Source organism: Angelakisella massiliensis, from assembly GCF_900104675.1.
GTDB classification, from domain to species: Bacteria; Bacillota; Clostridia; order Oscillospirales; family Ruminococcaceae; genus Angelakisella; species Angelakisella massiliensis.
Map to the genome: position 1 here is coordinate 1,799,560 of NZ_LT629945.1, position 20,503 is coordinate 1,820,062.

The window sequence follows — 20,503 nt, forward strand, 5'->3', positions numbered from 1 at the left end:
ATGCCCGAAACGGAAATACCCCCCGCTTTGCGGGGGGATATTTATTTTATGCCGGAGCCGCCGAGAGGCGGGCCCGGCGGCAGCGGGAAAGGAGTGCAGGTGATGAATCGTCGTCTCAAGGGCGGATATATGGACAGGTTTTATCATCCGTTGTTTATCGCGCCGGGTTTGATCATCTTTTTTATCTTTTTTATCTTACCGGTGGTATTTGGCTTCGGATTTTCCTTTACGGATTGGAACCAATACCTGACTGAGATCAACTTTATTGGACTGAAAAACTTTCAGGAAATTTTTGAGGACCGCGTCTCCATGCTGGCGCTGAAAAACACCCTGATTTTTGCCTCTGTGACCACTGTGGGCAAAAATGTGCTGGGTCTGGGTCTGGCGCTGATCCTCAACACCAAGCTGCGGGGGAGAACCGTTTGGCGGGCCATTTATTTCTGTCCGGCCATCCTCAGCACCATTGTGGTGGGCCTGGTGTTTTCGGCGGTGCTCCATCCCACAGGTCTGCTCAATGACGCGCTGACCTTTGTGGGTTTGGAATCCCTCACCCGCAGCTGGCTGACCGACAAGGATATTGTGATGTTCACCATCAGCGCTGTGGAGATCTGGATGTATGCTGGTTTCCATATGGCCATCTATCTGGCGGGATTGCAGAGCATCCCCTATGATCTGCTGGAGGCTGCCCGCATTGATGGCGCTTCCCCCTGGCAGCAGTTCCGGTACATCATCTTCCCGCTGATCATCCCCTCCTTCAACATCAACCTGATCATGTCTCTGATCGGCGGATTCAAGGTATTTGACATGGTGTATGTTTTGACAAACGGAGGTCCCGGTTTCGCCAGCCAGGTGGTCAGCACCATGGTGTATGAAGCCTTCGGAGAGGGCAGATGGGGCTATGGCACTGCGCTGAATCTGGTGCTCTTCGTCATTATCTCCTTTATTTCCCTGGTGGTGCTGAATTTCTTCCGTAAGCGGGAGGTGGAGTACTGAGATGAAACCGATGAATTATACCCTCAGAAAGCGTTTGACACAGATCTGTTTCCAGCTGCTGCTGCTGTTTGGCAGCCTGTTTATTCTGGCGCCTCTGGCCATCATGGTACTGGGCTCCTTCAAGGATGTCAAGGAGGCGGCAGAGCTGAGCCTGAGCCTGCCCAGCGTCTGGCATTTTGAAAACTACCAGGTGGTCTTTGAAAAGGGAGAGATCGGTCAGGCCATGATCAACAGCACCATCATTACCGTTTCTTCGGTGGTGGTGACACTGATTTCCTCCTCTTTGGCTTCCTTTTATCTGGCCCGCTGCAACAATGCCTTTTCCAGACGCATCATGTCGGTGTTCATGATGGGACTGATCGCGCCTATTTCGCTCATTCCAACCATCACCCTGCTGCAAAAGCTCCATATCAACAATACCTATTTTGGCGTGATCATGGTCTTTTGCTCCCTGAATATGGCCTTTTCCGTACTGCTGTTCACCGGCTTTATCAAAACCATCCCCAGACAGCTGGATGAGGCGGCGGTTATGGACGGCTGCGGACCGATCCGGACCTTTTTCCTGGTGATCTTCCCGCTGCTGCTGCCGGTAATCGTGACAGGTATCATTGTGGTGTTCATGAATGTGTGGAATAACTTTATGATCCCCCTGTATTTCCTCTCCGACAGCTCCAAATGGCCCATGCCGCTGACGGTCTATAATTTCTTCGGCAAATATCAAAGCAGCTGGAACCTGGTGTTTGCTGATCTGGTGATGACGGCGCTGCCTATTTTGCTGGTTTATCTGCTGGGTCAGAAATACATTATCGACGGCATGACAACCGGGGCTGTCAAAGGTTGACGGCTCCATGGCAATATGATATTATGAATATAATGTTATAACAAATAGTTCTATAACAAAGGAGGTCCTTCAGCATGATTCCATTGGATCAGTTTCGTCCCATTACCCGTCTGGAGCTGCCGCAGCAGCAGCGTTTGCGTCCAAAGTTTCCTGTCATCGACGCCCACAGCCATTTGACCAGAACAAAGGATGTGGCCAAGGTTTTGGACGATATGGACCGCTATGGCATCCGTATGATCGTGGATATGGATGGCTTCTGGGATGAGCGGATGGATTACCAGCTCAAACATTATGTGGAGCCTCATCCGGACCGCTTTACCATCTTCGGCCGGGTCAACCTCTGCGGCATTGATGAGCCGGATTTTGAACGCAAGGCCCGTCAGCGGGTGCTGGAATGTGTGGAGCGGGGAGCTACGGGGCTGAAATTCTCCAAGTCCCTGGGCGTAAAGCTGACTGACAAGAACGGCGTTTATCTGAAGCCTGACGATCCCCGTCTCCAGGTCATCTGGGCCACCGCCGCGGAGTGCGATCTGCCTGTGACCATCCATATTGCAGATCCACCCTCCTTCTTTGACAAGGTGATCGACGAGACCCATGAACGCTATGAAGAGCTGGCGGGACATCCTAACTGGTCCTACGGCAACCGCCCCTGCCCCCGCTTTCCGGAGCTGATGGAGGCCCAGGAGCGTCTGCTGGCGGCAAACCCCAATACCCGCTTTATTGTGGCCCATGTGGGTTCCCACGCGGAGAACCTGGCAGAGGTCTCCCGGATGCTGGACACCTATCCCAATATGTTTGTGGATACGGCGGAGCGGATCTCTGAGCTGGGACGGCAGCCTTATACATCCAGAGACTTTTTGATCAAGTATCAGGACCGTGTGGTATACGGCACCGACCTTTTGCCCACCCCCTCCAACATCAGCGGCAATTACCGCTTCTTTGAGACCAGGGACGAGTATTTCCCCTACAACTCCCTGGACGAACACAATCAGGGCCGCTGGAACATTTACGGGGTCTACCTTCCCGATGATGTGCTCCAAAAGATCTACTATAAAAACGCCCTGCGGCTGATTCCCCGCCTGGCAAAGCTGCTCCCCGACCTTGCGCCGTAAAAGGAGGAAAATGATATGAGTTCCGTTCTGCAAAGTCTGATCTACCCCCGAAAGGGAAATACCGGCCGTCAGTCCAGCTGGGACCGCACAGGAGGCAACCAGGATTATGTCCCCATCCCCCAGGGGGAGGAAAAGGTCATTTTCGATCTGGAAGGGCCGGCAAAGATCACCCATATCTGGTGCACCGTCAGCAGCCCTCAGCCCTATTATTACCGCAGTATCCTGCTGCGGATGTACTGGGATGACGAGGAAACTCCTTCGGTGGAAGTGCCGCTGGGGGATTTCTTCGGCGTGGGCCACGGCGTTGCCAGCCATTATATGTCCCTGCCGCTGAATATGGTCACCAGACAGGATGGCCCTCAGCCCTACAGCGCCATGAACTGCTATTTTGCCATGCCTTTTTCCAAGCGGGGGAAGATCGTGGTGGTCAACCAGACGGGGGCGGATATCCCCAATTTCTACTATGCAGTGGATTATGAAACGCTGGAGGAGCTGCCGGAAAACACCCTCCGGTTCCATGCCCAGTGGCGGCGGCAGAACCCGACTGACGGTGTTCTGGACATGGAGGAGCTGAAAAGAAAGCACACTCGGTTCAAAGGTCCCCTGGAGGAGATCTCCAGCCTGAAAAATCTGGACGGAGCGGGCAACTATGTGATTTTGGAAGCCAAAGGGGAGGGCCACTATGTGGGCTGCAACCTGAGCATCGACCATATCAATCCTGTTCCCAATGTCACCTGGTTCGGCGAGGGAGACGATATGATCTTTATTGACGGACAGTCCTGGCCCCCCACCATCCACGGTACCGGAACAGAGGATTATTTCTGTGCCGCCTGGGATTATCCCTCCTACAAATACGATGGCCCTTACCATGGAATTTCCCTGGCGGAGATTTGTAAGGTCAACGGCGCATGGGAGACGCCCGGAGCCTGGGGCGGCGGTTCCTTTGGATATAGCGGTAAGTGGACCAGTTATCGCTTCCATCTGGAGGACCCGGTGATTTTCCACCAGTCCATTAAAGTGACTGTTGAGCACGGTCACGCCAACAGCCTGTCCAACGACTATTCATCCACCGCATATTGGTATCAGTCGGAGCCGCACCAGCCGTTCCCGGAGATGCTTCCTGTGGAGCTTCGGATGCCTCTGACCACCAAGGAAAGCCTGTCGGCGTACTGCAAGTCCATCTGAGGAGGAATACCTATGGAAGACCGGCCGATTTTTCAGCTTTCTCAGGGACGGACGGAGCAGCTGACCACCTTTGATCCCGCTACAGGAGACAAGACTGTCTTTGTGGCGCCGGGGGAGAGAAAAACCATCTTTTCCCTGGAGGGCAGGGGGATGATCGCCCGCTTCTGGATGACGCTGCCGGGATGGTTCTGGCGGTACTGGGACCCTGACGCCGCCGTGGACCCTACAGTCCTGCGGCTGACCATCCTGCGGCTGTATTTTGACGGCTGCCCGGAGCCTTCAGTGGAAGCTCCGGTGGGGGATTTCTTCGGTGTAGGCCACTGTGAGTTTCAGCATTATACCTCCCGCTATCTGGGGATGAGCAGCGGCGGATTTTACTGCTATTTTCCCATGCCCTTTGACCGGGGCTTCCGGCTGGAGGTGGAAAACCTCCACCAGCAGGAGACAGCGGAGCTGTTCTTCAACATCACCTGGCAGCGTCTGAAGCAGCTGCCGGAGCAATCCGGACGGTTCCACTGCGCCTTCCGGGCGGGGGAGAACGCCGGGGGAGATCCTTTGGAAACGGCGAATATTCAGGGACAGGGCCATCTGGCTGGATGCGCCTTGTCCATTCAGGGCAGCGTTCCCAACAATCTGGCTTTTCTGGAAGCGCCGGAATACATCTGGGTGGACGGGGAAGAACCTCCGGCCCTGGTGGGAACCGGATTGGAGGATTACTTCAACGGCGGCTGGTATTTTCGCGACGGCCCCTTCTGCGCCGAAACCCACGGCGTACCGCTGAAGGACCCGCTCCGTTCCATGATCAGTATGTATCGCTTCCATGACGGGGATCGGGTCAACTTCCAACGTTCACTGCGGATGTGTTTCCTCAATCCCTGGAAGAAGGAACGCCTGAAACCCTTCCGCTATTCCTCCACGGTTTATTATTATTTGTCCGAGGCGTCGCCGGCCTGTTTCCGTATCCCGCCCGCCAAAGACCTGCTTTGCCTTTATCGTGTCAGGGACAGGGATTTCCAGGCCATACCCTGACGCCGGTGCCGGGAGACAGGAGGAAAAATCATGTTTGTCACCCCTTCCTATCTGAGAAAGAGCCTTTTGGCATCCTTACATACCCTGGAGACGCAAGGCTTTGATATTACCGGCCAGGAGCAGCGGCTGGCCGCTCTGCCGGACAGCCAGGACGCACTGACGGATTTTGCCCGGCAGCTGCTCCGGCTCCCTCTGCGTAAGGATTGGCCTTATGCAGAGCCGGTGTCCTGGGAGGAGATCCAGCGGGAGATGACCCCCGGCCGGGAGCGCTTTTGCCGTCGGGGGGATGCCGCCTGGTATGGACGCAAGGCGGAAACCGCTTTTCTGGCCTCGGTTCTGGGCTGCATTCTGGGAAAGCCTTTGGAGGTAAACCCGGATCTGGACAGTTTGCGCCGGGCCGGGGAGGCAGTGGGCCAGTGGCCCATTGAGGACTTTATCACCCCGGAATTTCTGGAGGCTTTGGGCCGCAGGCATTTTTCCTGGACGGAAACCACCAAAGGCAATATCCGTTACGCCGCGGCGGACGACGACCTCAATTATACGGTTCTGGGAATGCTGGCGCTGGAAGAACACGGCCTGGACCTGGATCTGGACGGTATGAAGCGGACCTGGCTGCGGCATCAGGCCATGGGCTTCGCCTTTGGTCCCGAGCAGCATATTACCGCCTGCATCGCGGCGAACAGGCTCCAGGAGGACGAAATGGAGCCTCATCATCCTGATGAGGACTACAGCTGGTGGGCGGATCTGTTCAACCCCATGAACGAGGAGTGCGGAGCCATCATCCGCATGGATGCCTATGGCTGTGCCTTTGCCGGCAGGCCGGATCTGGCGGCGAAATACGCCTGCATCGACGCTTCCTTCACCCACCGCAGGACCGGTGTTTACAGCGCCATGTATGTGGCGGCGGTTCTGGCGGGGATGTTTGCCGCCAGGGACCCGGTGGAGCCTTTTGTGGAGGCGCTGCATTTCATCCCCAGCCGCAGCCGATTTTACCGGGCTTGTCAGGTGGCGCTGCAATGTGTACTGTCCTCAGACAGCTTTGAGGAAGGCTATGAAAAGATCCACCATCGCTTTGGCCAGTATGGTCATTGTATGGTGTACCAGGAGATCGGTACGCTGATCAATACCATGCGCTGGGCAAAGGATATCTGGCATGGTGTGTGCCTGCAGGTGATGCAGGGCAATGATACCGATAGCTTCGGCTGTACGGCAGGGTCGCTGCTGGGAGCATATTTCGGTCCTGAGGGACTGGACCGCTGTCGGCTGGAACCCTTCCGGGATACCATTCACATTTCCCTGGCTGATTTTTATGAGACTTCTTTAAGCGGTCTGGCCCGGCGGATTGGGATGCTTCCGGAACGCTTTTTACCCCTTGCGGAGGAGGAAAAGGGATGAATTACTACATTGGCGTGGACGGAGGAGGAACCAAGACCGCCTTTGCCCTGTGGGATGAGCGGGGCCGTTTATGCGCCCGCAGGACAGCCGAAGGAAGCTCCTATCGGGAAAAGGGAACGGAGGCTGTGGCAAGGCTGATGAAGGATGGTTTCACAGCCATGCTCAGGGAACATTCCATCAGCTTTTTTCAGCTCAAAGGAGCCGTTATGGCGCTGCCCTGTGTAGGGGAAAGCGAGGAAGGCGACAGGATCTTGCGGGAAGAGCTGGAAAAGACGCTGACCCCGGTCCCCATTCTGGTAGTCAATGATGTAGTGGCCGGCTGGGCAGGTTCCCTCAAGCTGCGCTGCGGAATCAACATTGTATCGGGCACCGGTTCCATTGCCTACGGCAGAAACGCGGCCAGAAAGCAGGCACGGTGCGGCGGTTGGGATGAGTTTTTTTCCGATGAGGGTTCCTGTTATTGGCTGGGGAGAAAGATGCTTCAGCTGTTCTCCTGGCAGTGCGACGGCCGTTTGGATCCGGGACCGCTGCGGGAGATCGTACGGCAGGAGTTTAAGCTGGAAAATGATTTTCAGATCATTGAGCGTGTTGTGCCCCAGATCAGCAGCCATCGGGACACCACCGCCGCTTTACAGCGGCTGCTGCTGAAAGCCGCCCAGGAGGGGGATCCTTCCGCGGTAGCGGCCTATGAAGAGGCTGCGGAACTGTTGGCGGCAATGGTTTTGGGGGTCCAGAAGGAGTTGGGGCTGGAGCGATGCCCGGTATCTTATTCAGGAGGGCTGTTTCATGCCGGGCAGCTGATACTCAGGCCCCTGACAAAGCTGCTGGAGGGACGGGGCTGTACGCTGGAAAAGCCTGCGCTGGAGCCTTGGCAAGGGGCAGGACTGCTTTGTTTTGAGACCTTTGCTCCCGACAGCCTTCATCAGATGATGGAGAAAATTTGAAAAGACAGGGGGAAGCTGTGATGTTGATGACCACAAAAAGGATGCTGCGGGCAGCCAGCCAGAACGGATACGCGGTAGGTGCTTTCAATGTGGAGAACGCGGAGATGCTTCAGGCGGTGTTGGCAGCGGCGGAAGAAATGGAAGCGCCGGTGATCATTCAGACAACACCTGGAACGCTGCGGTATCTGCCGCCGGAATATTTTGCGGGAATGCTCAGGGAAAAAGGTGCCGGTGCACCGGTAGCCCTTCACCTGGATCACGGTTCCAGTTTTGAACTGGCCGTCAGATGTATGGAGGCGGGATACACTTCAGTAATGATCGACGGTTCTGCTCTTCCTTATGAGGAGAACATCCGCCTGACCGCCCGGGTATGTGCCAGTGCTCAGGACCATGGTGTTCCTGTGGAAGCGGAACTGGGTAAGGTCGGGGGCAAGGAGGACGATCTGGAGTGCAGCGATGCCCAGTATACCGATCCTGATCAGGCCGCGGATTTTGTGCGCCGCACCGGTGTGGATTCTCTGGCGGTGGCCATTGGTACCGCCCATGGCTTTTATAAGGTGGAGCCCCGGCTGGATCTGGACAGAATCATCCGCATCAGGGAAAAGGTGGATGTTCCGCTGGTGATGCATGGTGCTTCCGGCGTGCCGGATGAAAAAGTGCGCCGGGCGGTAGAAAACGGTATGGCAAAAGTAAATTTTGCTACTGAACTGCGGGCGGCTTTTTCACAGGGGGTTAAGGAATATCTGGAAAAGGACCATGGGGTGTATGACCCTAAAAAGTATCTGAGCAGCGGCGCTCAAAAGGTGCGTGAGCTGGTAAAGGAGAAAATCTGTTTGTGCGGTTCCCAGGGCAAGGCCCGGGATCTGATGGCCCAGGTGGAATAAGGGCGGATAGCTTTGGGAATGGGAGGTGAACGGATGATCGGAACAGTGAACCTCAACGCTGCCATTGACCAGTTCTATCTGGTGCCCCGGCTGAAATCCGGTTCGGTCAACCGTGTGACGGAGAGCCGTGCCGCGGCCGGAGGCAAGGGAATGAATGTGGCCCGGGTCATCAGTCAGTGCGGATATTCCGCTGCCGCTGCCGGCTTTCGGGGAGGCGCGTCGGGTGAGGTGATCCGCCGGGAGCTGGAGCGGCTGGGAATCAGGGATTTTTATACCGATACCGGTTTGGAATGCCGCCGGTGCCTGAACGTCAAGGATGCCTCTGACGGCAGCCAGACGGAACTGCTGGAGCCTGGTCCTCAGATCCCCTTGCAGCTGCAGGAGCAGTTTTTGCAGGACTTTGACCGCATGGCAGTGTTATGTCAGGTGCTCACTTTCTCCGGCAGCGCCCCGTCCGGGGTGGAAAAAGATGTGTACAAAAAGCTGGTACTGCGTGCCAAAGCCGCAGGCCGTCCCGTTTTGCTGGACGCTTCGGGGGAGCTGCTGCGGTATGGTCTGGAAGGCGGTCCAGCCCTTGCCAAACCCAATCGGGAGGAATTGTTTCAGCTGTTGGGGGAGGAAGTGGAGCAGCAAAAACTGCCCCGGGCACTTGAACAGCTCCGGAGCAGATATGGGGTAGGAATTATGACGGTGTCCCTGGGTGCCCAGGGGGTAATGGCGGCGGATGGTACCCAGACGCTGCTTGCGGCCCCGCCCAAAGACCTTCCGGTGGTCAACACCGTGGGCTGCGGGGACAGCATGATGGCGGCTTTTGCCATCGGGCTTCACGAAGGCTTTTCCCTGGAGGAAACGCTCCGGTACGGTGTTGCGGTCTCAGCAGCCAATGCCCTGACGGAACAAACCGGCAGCTGCGATCCCCAAACGGTCAGGGAGCTGCTGCCGGCGGTGGAAGTTTTCCCGGTGTAAGAAAGTAAGCAAGCTCAGATTTGATGCAGCTCCACATGATAGGTGATCCGGTCCCCCCGGACGATGGTGTCGCAGTATTCCACGATCTGTTCATCCACATAGGTGATCCGGTCGATGTGCAGCCCCGGCTGGGTGCTTTTCCCCTGAAGATATTTGGCGGCGTTTTTGCCCAGCAGTACAGCGTTGAACTGCTCTGTTGCCAGATTGGGTGAGAGCCCGGAATATTTTTTCAGAGAGTTGTACAGCCCGATTTCAGCGATACTGTCCCCGTTGAGCTGAGGGCAGAGGACGCAGGGAATATAGGAAAATTCATAAGCGAAGGGGATCGTTCCTACGCTGCGGATGCGTTCCATTTTGAAAACAGGCTCTCCGGCTGATATTTTAAGGCGCTGAGCGATTTTTTCAGGACATGGAATGGCCTCAAAGCCCAGCACGGTGCTCTGACGCTTTTCATCAGGGTGATCGATGTTATCGCTGAAACTGTAGAAGTAAGCCAGCTTCTGCTCGATCTTGGGCCGGGTGACAAAGGTGCCCCGCCCCTGCTTGCGGTACAAATAGCCCTGGCTGTTGAGTTTGTCCATCGCCATGCGGACGGTGATGCGGCTGACACCATATTGCTGGCAAAGCTCCGCCTCGGTGGGCAGTTTGAATCCATCCTGCCACAGGCCGGAGGTGATGTTCTCCAGCATTTTCTGATAAAGTTGGCTGTACAGCGGGATACTGCTTTTTTCATCCAACATGATTTTTCGTCCTTTCTCTTTTCAAAAGTGTCTGATCCATGGTGCAGCATTTTGGATTGAGCAGCAGTGAATAGATAAAACAAGGAGGTACGCGTACGATGTTTGAGTATCTGACGCAGCAAGAGGTATATTCCCAACCGGAAGCGCTGAAAAAAACTTTGGATTATTTGCTGGAAAACCGGGAAAAAATCACCGGATTTTTCCGCAGCTACAAAGGAAGAAGAATTGTGGTCATGGGCTGTGGCTCCAGCGCTATGCTGGCCAGAAGCGCCCGGATGATTTTTGAAAAAAGCGGAGAACCGGTAAGCTCCATCACCGGCGGAGAATATCTGGTCAAGCCGGAAAGCTACGCTCATCTGATCAAAGACAGTATTGTAGTCATTCTTTCCCGCTCCGGTATGACCACTGAGATTTTGCGCGCGGCACGGACGATGTCGGAGAACAGCAATGCGGTCTTCCTGTCGGTAACAATGAAGGAGGAAAATGACCTCCTCCCTGTATGCCAACTGAATTTACTTATGCCGTGGGCCTACGACCACAGCGTTTGCCAGACACGCACCGTAAGCAACCTGTATCTGACAATTTTGCTGCTCCAGGCTTTTCGCAGTGAGGACAGCAAGCTGGAAGAGGCCGCCATTCAGGCGGTAGAAGACAGCAGTGTTTTCCTCAATGAAAACCGGGCATTGTTGGAAAATGTTGCAAAGCGGGATTTTGACCGGGCGGTGGTTCTCTCCGACGGCCCGATGGGAGGAATCGGAGAAGAAGCGGCTCTGGCTTTCACAGAAATCTCCATGCTGCCGGGAGCTCATTTTGGTGTATTGGATTACCGCCATGGCCCCATTGTGCTCCATGGTCCCAAAACACTGACGCTGGTGCTGCTTCGTCCGGCAGACAACAGCTATCAGCAGGATATGCTGGAAGACCTGAGCAAAACCGGATGCATTCTTGTGACAGTAGGCGGAGAAGGGGAAAACAGCCAGCTGAACCTGCCGGTGAAGACAGTAAAGGATGACTGCGCATTGGGCCTGTATCTGATCTGGACCGCTCAGGTTCTGGCATTGGCAAAGGCGCTGGAATGCGGTAAAAACCCCGACCAGCCGGCAGGACTGGATGCGTATATTGCGCTGAAATAAAATCCATCCTTTTGGAGGTGGGGGTATTCTTTGCTTTAGTTTATCACAACACTTGCCGCAGGCGCAAGGCTCAAAGCAAAAGAGCCCCCAACCTTCTCACAGGACAACAGGGCCTTTTCCTTCAGGCGTTCATCTTTTATAGAACATATCATAACATATTGACAATAGACAAGCAATCAGTTGGCGGCGCGGATAGGAACAAGAGTGGCGCTTCAAATTTGTCATAACATTATATTGACATATGTTATAATGATATTATATAATAAACTTAAACACAAAGCTCTGGTTTTGTGTGAATTGAACGGAAGGGAAAAGGAGGAAGCAAGTTATGTTCCTAAGATCAAAACGCATCATATCCTGGATATTGGTAGTATTGGCAGCCGTTTCGTTGGCAGCGTGTTCATCTCAGGATGCGGCATCCGCACCGGCGGGCAGTTCGGGCGATGCTTCTGGCGCGGTCGAAGAGGTCACGCTGACGTTTCTCAATGTATTTCCCATGGATGAAACAAATCCGCATTTTGAAAAGTACATCGCTCAGTTCGAAGCAGATCATCCGGGGGTGACGGTAGAATATACCACAGTGCCTTGGGATGAAGCGTTTAAAAAGGTAGTGGCAATGTCCACCTCCAATACGCTGCCCGATGTGCTGACAGGAGATGTCAGCTACTTGTTGGCGCTGGCTCCGGACGATAAGATCTTGGATCTGACCGATACCTGGAAAGCCAGCGGATATTATGATGATCTTTGCACTGCCTGTGTGCAGTCCTCGGATCTGTTTACTTATGACGGTAAGGTCTATGCCATTCCCGACGGATACGGTGCTCAAGGCATCTATGTCAATGTTCCCATGCTGGAAAAGGCAGGCTACGATATTGAAGAGCTTCGTCAGGACTGGACCTGGGACAAATACATCGAGGTGGTCAAGGCCACCAATGATCCCGCCAACAATGTTTACGGCATGGCCTTCCGCGGCGGTCAGAACGGATTTATGAGATTTTACGAGTATCTCTGCAATAAGATCGGTTCCGACAGCATGTTCCCCGATGGTACCAACAAGTCCATTCTGGAGCATCCGGATGCGCTGAAGCATTTCCAGGATTTCTATGGTTTGTATGTAGATGGTTACGCACCCAAGGATTCCATCAACTGGGGCTTTAAAGAAATGGTGGAAGGCTTTGTCAGCGGACAAACCGCCACTCTGAACAATTCAGCGGAAGTTACTCTTACCTGCTCCCAGCGGATGGAGGATGACGACTGGACCGTTCTGCCCTTCCCCAAAAACGCCGACGGCAGCAAGACGCTGATGGTTTGGGGACATTCCGCAGGTATGATGGTTTCGGCCAATTCGGAGCATCCCGACCTGGCTAAAGAGCTGGTTATGTATCTTTCCTCCCCCGAGGTCAACGCGGATTATTGCAAAGCGTTGGTAGCTCTGCCCATTTATAACCAATCCCTCACCGACCCGTTCTTCCAGGAGGGATATCTCAAAGGCTTTGCTGATACGCTGATGGACCCCAATCTTCAGTACCTGACCCAGCCCACTGAGCTGACCCAGTGGGGATACTTCATCTCCGAATACGCCACAGGTGAATGTCAGAAATATATGTCTGGTTCCCAGACCGCTGAGCAAACGCTGTCCAATATGGCAGCGTGGCTGAGCGCGGAGTACGATAAGGACATCGGGCAATAAAGCACTGGAATGAGGGGCGCCGGCGGGCGGCGAAAAAAGTACCGCCGGCGCCCTGTTTTTCTGGACCAAGCATTGAGAACAGGGGTGAAAGGGTATGAAAGGGAACACAAAGAAAAGAAAATGGGACCGAAGGTGGGAGCCGTATCTGCTGCTGTCCCCGGCGCTGCTGATTGTATTGGTTGTTATGGGATATCCGCTGCTGTACAGTGTTCGGCTTTCTTTTCTCAACTACAATCTGATGCGGCCGAAGGATATCTACTTTACCGGTTTTTCCAACTATGCCAGGATCTTTCAGGACCCGGAAATCCCCAAGGTCATGTGGAACTCCGTAAAATGGGTGGTGATCGTGGTATCCGCCCAGTTCCTGCTGGGATTGGTGCTGGCGCTGCTGCTCAACAGCAAATTCCGCTTCAAAGGCGTTTATCAGTCAGTGGTCTTTCTGCCCTGGGCAGTGTCCAGTTATCTCATTGGATTGGTTTTTAAATTCATTTTCAATGAACGCAATGGACTGTTCAACTTTATCCTGGAGAGCCTGGGCCTGATCGACGGTCCCATTTCCTGGTTGGGTGATACAGGCCGTTCCATGATCGGACCAATGGTGGGTATGATTTGGTACGGCATTCCCTTTTTCGGCATTATGATCCTGGCGGCACTGCAATCCATTTCCACAGATGTGATTGAATCTGCCCGTATTGACGGGGCCAGCTCCACCGGAATCTTTTTCCGCATCATGCTGCCCTATATCAAACCTACCATTCTCACTACACTGCTGCTGCGGGTCATCTGGGTGTTCAATTCCTCGGATATGCTGTATGTGATGACAGACGGCGGCCCCGCCTACTCCAGTTCCACATTGCCGCTGTATGTGTTCAATCAGGCATTTGCCAGTTTGGATTTCGGCTACGGCTCCGCAGTGGGAATTTTCATTATGCTTTTGCTGACGGTCTATGCACTGATCTATCTGAAAGTGACCAAGTACCATGAGGCAGGTGATTTTTAATGAAGGCAAAACAGTTGCGGATATTGAAGCGGGTCATGTTGTGGATTCTGTTGGCAGTGTTCCTTATCTGGACGATCTTTCCGCTGTTCTGGCTGGTGTCCACTTCCTTTAAGGGGGATAAGGAGATCCTTTCCAATAACGAGCTGCATCTGCTTCCTCAGCAGCCGACGCTTCAGCATTATGAGAACGCTTTTGGCAAAACCCACTTCGGTACTTACATCAGCAACAGTGTCAAAGTGACGCTCATCAGTTCCACTCTGGTTCTTGCCGCCGCAATCATGGGGGGATACGCCCTGGCACGGTACCAGTTCAAAGGAAAAAAGGCCATTATGGTCATCATGCTGGCATCCCAGATGGTTCCTTTGATTACAGCCATCATTCCCATGTTTGTGCTGTATTCCAAACTGCAGCTGATAGATACGCTGGCTTCCCTCATCATTACATATACCGCCACCAATATCCCTTTCTGCATGATCACCATGTCCTCCTTTTTCACCCGTATCCCTGTATCGCTGGAAGAAGCGGCACAGATCGACGGCTGCAACCGTTTTCAAAGTGTGGTACGGGTGGTGCTGCCGGTGATGCTGCCCAGCATAGTGGCTGTTTTTGTTTTTGCCTTTACCGGTTGTTGGAATGAGCTGTTCTATTCCATTATGATGATCAATTCCGAAAAGCTGCGGACCATTCCGGCAGGACTGATGAATTTTGTACAGAAATATGACATTGATTGGGGCCAGATGTCTGCGGCGGCTTCCGTTACACTCATCCCTGTGGTGGTGATGTTCTTCGCAGTACAGAAGTACATTGTGGCCGGATTGACAGCGGGAAGTGTGAAGGAATAAAAGCTGAAAAATATTGCCTGCCACAGAAGCAGACAGCGGCAGGCACAAAGACATACAACTTTGCAAGGTGCAAAGAGGAAGGAGAACAATGTGAAAAAGCCTCAGATTCTGGTGGTGGGAAGCTGCGTCATGGACCTGGTGACCCGCCTGAAAAAAATACCCGGCAGCGGTGAAACCGTTCTGGGAGAGCATTTTACCACAGCCTCCGGAGGAAAAGGAGCCAATCAGGCGGTACAGGCCGCCCGTTTGGGTGCCTGTGTCACCATGGTGGGCAAGGTGGGAGATGACGCCTTTGGCCGGGAGATGAGAAGTTCCCTGGCGGCTTCCGGCGTGGATGTGACATATCTGATGACCCAGCCCGATCAGGCCAGCGGAGTAGGAAATATTTTGCTGGAAACCGGCTCCAATGGCGCAAGTCAAAACAGGATCACTGTCGTGCCGGGAGCAAACATGACCATTTCTCCCCGGGAGGTGGAGTTCCTGGAGGAGCAGATCAGCGGGTATGATCTGGTGATGCTTCAGCTGGAGATCCCCATGGATATCAACGTTTTGATTTCCCGTTATGCCAAGAACAAGGGCGTCCCGGTGATGCTTAATTCGGCGCCATCGGCACCGCTGCCCCGGGAGCTGGTAGAGAACCTCACCTATATTTCTCCCAACGAGCATGAAGCGGCAGACCTGACGGGGATTCCCATCCGGCAAGGTCCGGAAATGATGGATGATGCCAGACGGGCAGTGTCCCGCTTGCTGGAAATGGGAGTGGAAAATGTCATCATCACCCTGGGGTCCAACGGAGCGGTACTGGGCAATAAAAGGGAATGGATTGCCGCGGACTGTGTAACGATGCCCAAAGTGGAGGACCCCACCGCCGCCGGAGACAGTTTTGTTGCCAGCTTCTGCACCGGGGTATGCGCGGGGCTGGATCATCGCCAGGCGCTGACGTTCGCCAGTTATACGGCGGCGCTGACGGTTTCCCGTCTGGGGGCGCAGCCCAGTCTGCCCACACTGGCGGAAGTAATATCCCTGATGAAACAGCGTGGCTGTGAAACGGTCCAGTGGGAAAAGCTGGATGCTTTGATGTAAAACGGTGGAAGGAAGGACACAGTTATGTTATCGGAAAAAAATATCCGACACTTGGAGGATTACCGGCAAACAGTAGCAGATGAGATGAGCGACGCGCTGGAGCAGGTGAACGCGGAAACCTATCAGCAGGCAGTGGATTTGATTTTGGATTGCCGAAAAGCCGGAGGGCGCATCCATGTTACAGGTATTGGCAAGCCTGCCCATATCGGCGGCTATATCGCTTCTTTGATGAGTTCCACAGGAACCCCCTGCTATGAGCTGCATGGCACGGAAGCGGTCCATGGCTCCTCCGGCCAGGTGGTGCCGGGAGATGTGGTGATTGCCATCTCCAACAGCGGCGAAACAGCGGAGCTGAAAGCGACCGTTACAGCGCTGAAGAAAAATGGAGCGAAAATCATTGGCGTTACGGGAAACGCTTCTTCCTGGCTGGCAAAGGCCAGCGACGCCCACCTGCTGGCCCATGTCTCGGCGGAAGGCGGTCCCCTGAACCGGGCGCCCAGAGCTTCCATTCTGGCTGAGGTGATCGCGCTCCAAGGACTGAGTGTACTGCTGCAAAGCGTGGCGGATGTGACCCCCCAGCAGTATGTTTCCTGGCATCCAGGCGGAGCCTTGGGTAAGCTGCGGGACAATGAGAAATGAAGACCTTATCGGGAAGCTGATTCCACTCCAAATATTATTGCCGGCTGACAGTTATAAGTCAGCCGGCAATTGATATGTGGGAAAAATCCCATATGTTTTCAGTTTTACACCGCAGTGGACACGGCCTATGGTATGAAAATCGGACATATGCCTTGATTTTATCATTTCAAATGGGAGGCCTTCTCAATAAACAGATTTTTCTGCGGTCTGCAATTCCGGTTCAATCAGCCGGAACTTTTAGCCGCAAGAAAATAGGGCGGTTCGCCCGGATGCTGGCAATCAGTATTGCACACTGCCTTCCCGGGTGACAGCGCTGTAGCAGTGAGGACGCCGGTCCCGGTACAGCCCCCAGTCCAGCCGCAGGCGGGCAGCGGCATCCAGGTCCACTGTGGCCAGCAGCACCTCTTCCTGATCCCGGCCGGCGGAAGCGATCAGTTCACCGGTGGCGTCGGTAATGAAAGAGGAACCGTAGAACAGCAGTCGGGAGGATTGTCCGCCATTATCCTCAGTGGGGGAGATCACCTCCAGACCGATGCGGTTTGCGGCGGCCACCGGGAGAATATTGGCAGCAGCATGGCCCTGCATCACCCGCCGCCAGTGAGGCATACTGTCCCGCTGAAGGATGGGCTCGCTGCCGATGGCGGTGGGAAACAGAAGCATTTCAGCTCCCATCAGTGCCAGACAGCGGGCCGTTTCGGGAAACCACTGATCCCAGCAGATCCCCACGCCCACCCTGCCGAAGCGTGTCTGCCATACCTGAAAGCCGGTGTTTCCGGGAGAAAAATAGAATTTTTCCTGATAGTAGTGATCGTCTGGAATGTGGGTTTTGCGGTATACGCCCAATACGCTGCCATCAGCATCCACCATGGCTGTTGAATTGAAGAGAAGGTTGCCGTCCCGTTCATAAAAGCTGACCGGTATGACGACCCCAAGTTCTTTTGCCAATGCAGACATCCGGATCACAGCCGGATTATCCTGGGGGGAACAGGCCAGGTCATAAAAGAAATAGTTTCGCTCCTGGCAGAAATAGGGATGTTCGAACAGCTCCGGCAGCAGAATGACCTGTCCGCCCTGGCTCGCTGCCTGACGGACCAGCTTCTCGGCTTTGCTGAGATTTTTATCGGGGGTGCCGCCGCAGGCCATCTGGACAGCGGCGATGGTAACATTTCTCATAGGAAACCTCCATATCATTGGGGTGGAAAGGGTTTTGGATTTTTCACAGTGCCGCCAGGCAACATCCCCGCACTGCTGGAAAAACAGCGGTGAGAAGCCGTGCTCCCGTTGAAGAGGGGGCGGGCAGTTGGCGGCATGGGCCGGAAAAACGCTTTGGTTATTGTACCATAAACTGTTTGCCCATGAAAACCTCCCTGAGGCTTTGGAGCAATATTTTCTTTCAGGGGACCCGCCAAGGGGGAAAAATGGATGTTTTTGCAGTTTCCTCAGGGAAAAAGGGACAAAAGGTTGCCGCCGCAGCGAAGAAACACCCATCAAAAGGCGGTTTTTTTCGAAAAAGTCTTGCATCATGGCAGGAAATATGGTAGTATACCTAATAGTATAGCAGTTTAGTTAAAAGAGTGGGGCCACCCGCTCTTTCCTTTATGTATGGGGTTTTTTGCTTTTTGACGGCAAAAAAGCAGGAACTTCCGGACACAACAGGGGGGAAAAGAATTTTGGCAGAAGGAAAGAAAAGTACGGTCCAGATCGCCGCGGAGCTGGCGGAACCGGTACTCAGCCAGATGGGGCTGACGCTGTGGGACGTTACGTTCGCCAAGGAAGGCAGCGTCTGGGTGCTGCGTTATCTGGTGGATAAGGAAGGCGGCATCAATATCAATGAGTGCGAGGAGTTCAGCCGGGCCGTGGAAGAGCGGCTGGATCAGGCGGACCCCATCCAGCAAAGCTACACGCTGGAGGTTTCCTCTCCCGGTGTGGAGCGGGAGCTGACCCGGGACTGGCACTTTGAGGCACTGATGGGACAGCTGCTGTCGGTACGGCTGATCCGTCCGGTGGAGGGAGTGCGGGATTTTGTGGGTACTCTCACAGGCTACCAGGATGGCGAGATCACCCTGCTGCTGGATGATGATCTGGAGATGACCTTCCGCAAATCAGAGGCTGCCTATGTCCGGCAGTATTTTGAATTTTAAGGAAGGTTTACATGATTTCCGGCAAAAGGTACATCCTGTTAATCTATCAGCATAAAAGTATAAATGAATGTAAGCATATTCAAGCGCAGAGATCATGACAGTAAGGAGAAAAGGAAATGAACCAGGAGTTTTTTGACGCCCTGTACCTGATGGAGAAGGAAAAGGGCATCCCGGCGGAGTATCTGGTGGAAAAGATCAAGGTGGCCATCGGCATCGCCGTCAAAAAGGACCCGGCGGGCAGCGAGGACAACATCGTGGAGATCGATCCTGTTACCAAGAAGTTTTATGTAGCCATGCGCAAGACGGTGGTGGAGGAGATCGATGATCCTTACACCGAGATCGTCCTGGCGGAGGCGCAGAAATACAACAAGCTGGCCAAGGTAGGGGATGTCATCGAGATCCCTCTGGAACCCAAAAAGTTCGGACGCATTGCCGCGCAGTCCGCCAAGCATGTGATCCGGCAGGGCATCCGGGAGGCGGAAAAGGGTCTGCTGCTCAAGGAGTATCAGAGCCGCCAGCACGATATCGTTACCGCCACCGTCCTCAAGTCTGATCCCAAGCGGGGCAGCGTCACCCTGGAGATCGGCAATTCCGAAGCGCTGCTGCCCAAGAGCGAGCAGGTGCCCACCGAGGAGCTGAAGGATGGTCAGAAGGTGCGTGTCTATGTGGTGGATGTCCAGAACGGAGAGAAGGGCCCCCGCCTGATGATCTCCCGGACCCATCCCGGCCTGGTCAAGCGCCTGTTCGAGATGCAGGTACCGGAAATCTACGACGGTGTTGTGGAGATCCGGGCCATTTCCAGAGAAGCCGGCAGCCGCAGCAAGCTGGCGGTATACAGCCGGGACGAGAATGTGGACCCTGTGGGCGCCTGCATCGGTCCCAAGGGCTCCCGTGTTTCCAGCATCGTGGAGGAGCTGGGTGGCGAGAAGATCGATGTCATCAAGTACAGCGATGATCCCGCCGAGTTTATCTCCGCCGCGTTGTCTCCCGCCAATGTACTGTCGGTGGAGATCGTGGACGAAGCCCTCAAGAGCTGCCGGGTCACCGTTCCGGACCATCAGCTGAGCCTGGCTATTGGCAATAAGGGACAGAATGCCCGTCTGGCTGCCAAGCTCACCGGCTGGAAGATCGATATCCGCCCTGAAAGCGGATTCTATGGCGAGGATGAGGAGGAGCATCCCGCGGACACGGCCAAAGCCGAAGAGGCGGACCAGTGAGTCTGTAGTCAGCCGTTCCGGCCCCCTCTGTTTCCACCGGTACGGCTTTTCAATACATTGCTGACATTGGAGGATAAGGATGCAGAATAAAAAGATACCGATGCGGATGTGCACCGGATGCGGGGAACATTTTCCCAAAAAAGAGCTGGTCCGTGTGGTGCGCTCCAAGGAGGGCTATATTTCCGTGGACCTGACGGGAAAGAAGTCCGGCCGGGGAGCTTATGTCTGCAAAAGTGTGGAGTGCCTCAAAAAAGCAAGAAAGACCAAACGCTTCGAACGTGCATTTGAATGCCAGATCCCCGATGAGGTCTATGACAGATTAGAGGAGGAAATGGAAAAAGGTGACGAATGATCGAGCGCTTGGAATGCTTTCCATCTGCCGCAAGGCCGGGAAACTGATTTTCGGCTTTGACGCGGTAAAGGAAGCGGTTGCGGCAGGAGAGGCCCGTCTGATCCTCTATGCGGCGGATCTTTCGGAAAAGACCCGGGCTTCCATGGACCGGGTCGCGGCCAGGGTGGAGCCCGCTCCCCCCTGTGTCAGGACCGAACTGACCATGTATGATTTTTCCCTTTTCTGTCCCAAGCCGGCCGGTGTGCTGGCAGTGACCGATGAGGGACTGGCAAAGGCCGTACTGAAACGGATAACGGCGGAACATGAGGAGGAGTAAT

General features: G+C 54.4%; 21 protein-coding genes. 19 read left to right on the plus strand and 2 right to left on the minus strand.

Annotation, left to right across the window (positions count from 1 at the left end; genetic code table 11):
• Positions 1–102 precede the first annotated feature (102 nt).
• From BQ5383_RS13940 to BQ5383_RS13980, 9 genes are all read left to right on the plus strand, one after another.
• On the plus strand, positions 103–993 hold the full coding sequence (locus tag BQ5383_RS13940) for a carbohydrate ABC transporter permease (protein ID WP_083389982.1): 891 nt from the start codon (positions 103–105) through the stop codon (positions 991–993).
• 1 nt (position 994) lies between these two features.
• Positions 995–1,834, plus strand: a complete 840-nt coding sequence (locus tag BQ5383_RS13945; RefSeq protein ID WP_083389983.1) for a carbohydrate ABC transporter permease — start codon at positions 995–997, stop codon at positions 1,832–1,834.
• A 74-nt stretch (positions 1,835–1,908) separates the two neighbouring features.
• Entirely contained in the window at positions 1,909–2,946 is a 1,038-nt protein-coding gene (locus tag BQ5383_RS13950) for an amidohydrolase family protein (RefSeq protein ID WP_071432917.1), read from the plus strand.
• A gap of 15 nt (positions 2,947–2,961) precedes the next feature.
• Positions 2,962–4,131, plus strand: coding sequence for a glycoside hydrolase family 172 protein (locus BQ5383_RS13955; RefSeq protein ID WP_071432919.1), 1,170 nt, complete (start codon positions 2,962–2,964; stop codon positions 4,129–4,131).
• Between the two features lie 12 nt (positions 4,132–4,143).
• Positions 4,144–5,160, plus strand: a complete 1,017-nt coding sequence (locus tag BQ5383_RS13960; protein WP_071432921.1) for a glycoside hydrolase family 172 protein — start codon at positions 4,144–4,146, stop codon at positions 5,158–5,160.
• Between the two features lie 30 nt (positions 5,161–5,190).
• Positions 5,191–6,555 (plus strand): ADP-ribosylglycohydrolase family protein, encoded by a 1,365-nt coding sequence (locus BQ5383_RS13965; RefSeq protein WP_071432923.1) that lies wholly within the window; start codon positions 5,191–5,193, stop codon positions 6,553–6,555.
• Positions 6,552–7,499 carry an N-acetylglucosamine kinase gene (locus BQ5383_RS13970; protein ID WP_071432925.1) on the plus strand — a complete coding sequence of 316 codons (948 nt, stop codon included), beginning with the start codon at positions 6,552–6,554 and terminating at the stop codon, positions 7,497–7,499. The genes BQ5383_RS13965 and BQ5383_RS13970 overlap by 4 nt, the downstream gene beginning before the upstream one ends.
• A 20-nt stretch (positions 7,500–7,519) precedes the next feature.
• Complete coding sequence (locus BQ5383_RS13975; protein ID WP_476726763.1) at positions 7,520–8,383, plus strand: class II fructose-bisphosphate aldolase; 864 nt, start codon at positions 7,520–7,522, stop codon at positions 8,381–8,383.
• 33 nt (positions 8,384–8,416) lie between these two features.
• A complete protein-coding gene (locus BQ5383_RS13980; protein ID WP_071432927.1) occupies positions 8,417–9,349 on the plus strand; it encodes a 1-phosphofructokinase family hexose kinase in 933 nt (310 codons plus the stop codon).
• Between the two features lie 14 nt (positions 9,350–9,363).
• Here BQ5383_RS13980 and BQ5383_RS21815 read toward each other — a convergent pair whose 3' ends face one another.
• Positions 9,364–10,089, minus strand: coding sequence for a GntR family transcriptional regulator (locus tag BQ5383_RS21815; protein WP_071432929.1), 726 nt, complete (start codon positions 10,087–10,089; stop codon positions 9,364–9,366).
• Between the two features lie 98 nt (positions 10,090–10,187).
• On the opposite strand from BQ5383_RS21815, the gene BQ5383_RS13990 reads away from it, so the two are divergent.
• From BQ5383_RS13990 to BQ5383_RS14015, 6 genes are all read left to right on the plus strand, one after another.
• A complete protein-coding gene (locus BQ5383_RS13990; protein WP_071432931.1) occupies positions 10,188–11,222 on the plus strand; it encodes an SIS domain-containing protein in 1,035 nt (344 codons plus the stop codon).
• A gap of 328 nt (positions 11,223–11,550) precedes the next feature.
• Entirely contained in the window at positions 11,551–12,912 is a 1,362-nt protein-coding gene (locus BQ5383_RS13995) for an ABC transporter substrate-binding protein (protein WP_083389985.1), read from the plus strand.
• 94 nt (positions 12,913–13,006) lie between these two features.
• On the plus strand, positions 13,007–13,912 hold the full coding sequence (locus BQ5383_RS14000; protein WP_071432935.1) for a carbohydrate ABC transporter permease: 906 nt from the start codon (positions 13,007–13,009) through the stop codon (positions 13,910–13,912).
• Entirely contained in the window at positions 13,912–14,754 is an 843-nt protein-coding gene (locus BQ5383_RS14005; RefSeq protein ID WP_071432937.1) for a carbohydrate ABC transporter permease, read from the plus strand. Before BQ5383_RS14000 ends, BQ5383_RS14005 begins: the two co-directional genes overlap by 1 nt.
• Positions 14,755–14,844: 90 nt before the next feature.
• Entirely contained in the window at positions 14,845–15,837 is a 993-nt protein-coding gene (locus tag BQ5383_RS14010) for a ribokinase (protein ID WP_076944487.1), read from the plus strand.
• A gap of 24 nt (positions 15,838–15,861) precedes the next feature.
• Entirely contained in the window at positions 15,862–16,476 is a 615-nt protein-coding gene (locus BQ5383_RS14015; protein ID WP_071432939.1) for a KpsF/GutQ family sugar-phosphate isomerase, read from the plus strand.
• Between the two features lie 279 nt (positions 16,477–16,755).
• Here the strand turns inward: BQ5383_RS14015 and aguB are convergent, their stop codons facing one another.
• Entirely contained in the window at positions 16,756–17,649 is an 894-nt protein-coding gene (aguB, locus tag BQ5383_RS14020) for an N-carbamoylputrescine amidase (protein ID WP_071432941.1), read from the minus strand.
• Positions 17,650–18,146: 497 nt separating this feature from the next.
• Here aguB and BQ5383_RS14025 point away from each other — a divergent pair, with 497 nt between their 5' ends.
• The 4 genes from BQ5383_RS14025 (at position 18,147) to BQ5383_RS14040 (ending at position 20,502) form a co-directional block, all read left to right on the plus strand.
• The gene (locus BQ5383_RS14025) at positions 18,147–18,617 is read left to right on the plus strand and encodes a ribosome maturation factor RimP (RefSeq protein WP_071435128.1); all 471 of its coding nucleotides are present in this window, start codon (positions 18,147–18,149) and stop codon (positions 18,615–18,617) included.
• A gap of 116 nt (positions 18,618–18,733) precedes the next feature.
• Positions 18,734–19,834 carry a transcription termination factor NusA gene (gene nusA / locus BQ5383_RS14030; protein WP_071432943.1) on the plus strand — a complete coding sequence of 367 codons (1,101 nt, stop codon included), beginning with the start codon at positions 18,734–18,736 and terminating at the stop codon, positions 19,832–19,834.
• 79 nt (positions 19,835–19,913) lie between these two features.
• Positions 19,914–20,186, plus strand: coding sequence for an RNase P modulator RnpM (gene rnpM, locus BQ5383_RS14035; protein WP_071432945.1), 273 nt, complete (start codon positions 19,914–19,916; stop codon positions 20,184–20,186).
• A complete protein-coding gene (locus BQ5383_RS14040) occupies positions 20,176–20,502 on the plus strand; it encodes a L7Ae/L30e/S12e/Gadd45 family ribosomal protein (protein WP_071432947.1) in 327 nt (108 codons plus the stop codon). Before rnpM ends, BQ5383_RS14040 begins: the two co-directional genes overlap by 11 nt.
• The last annotated feature ends 1 nt before the right edge of the window (position 20,503 follow it).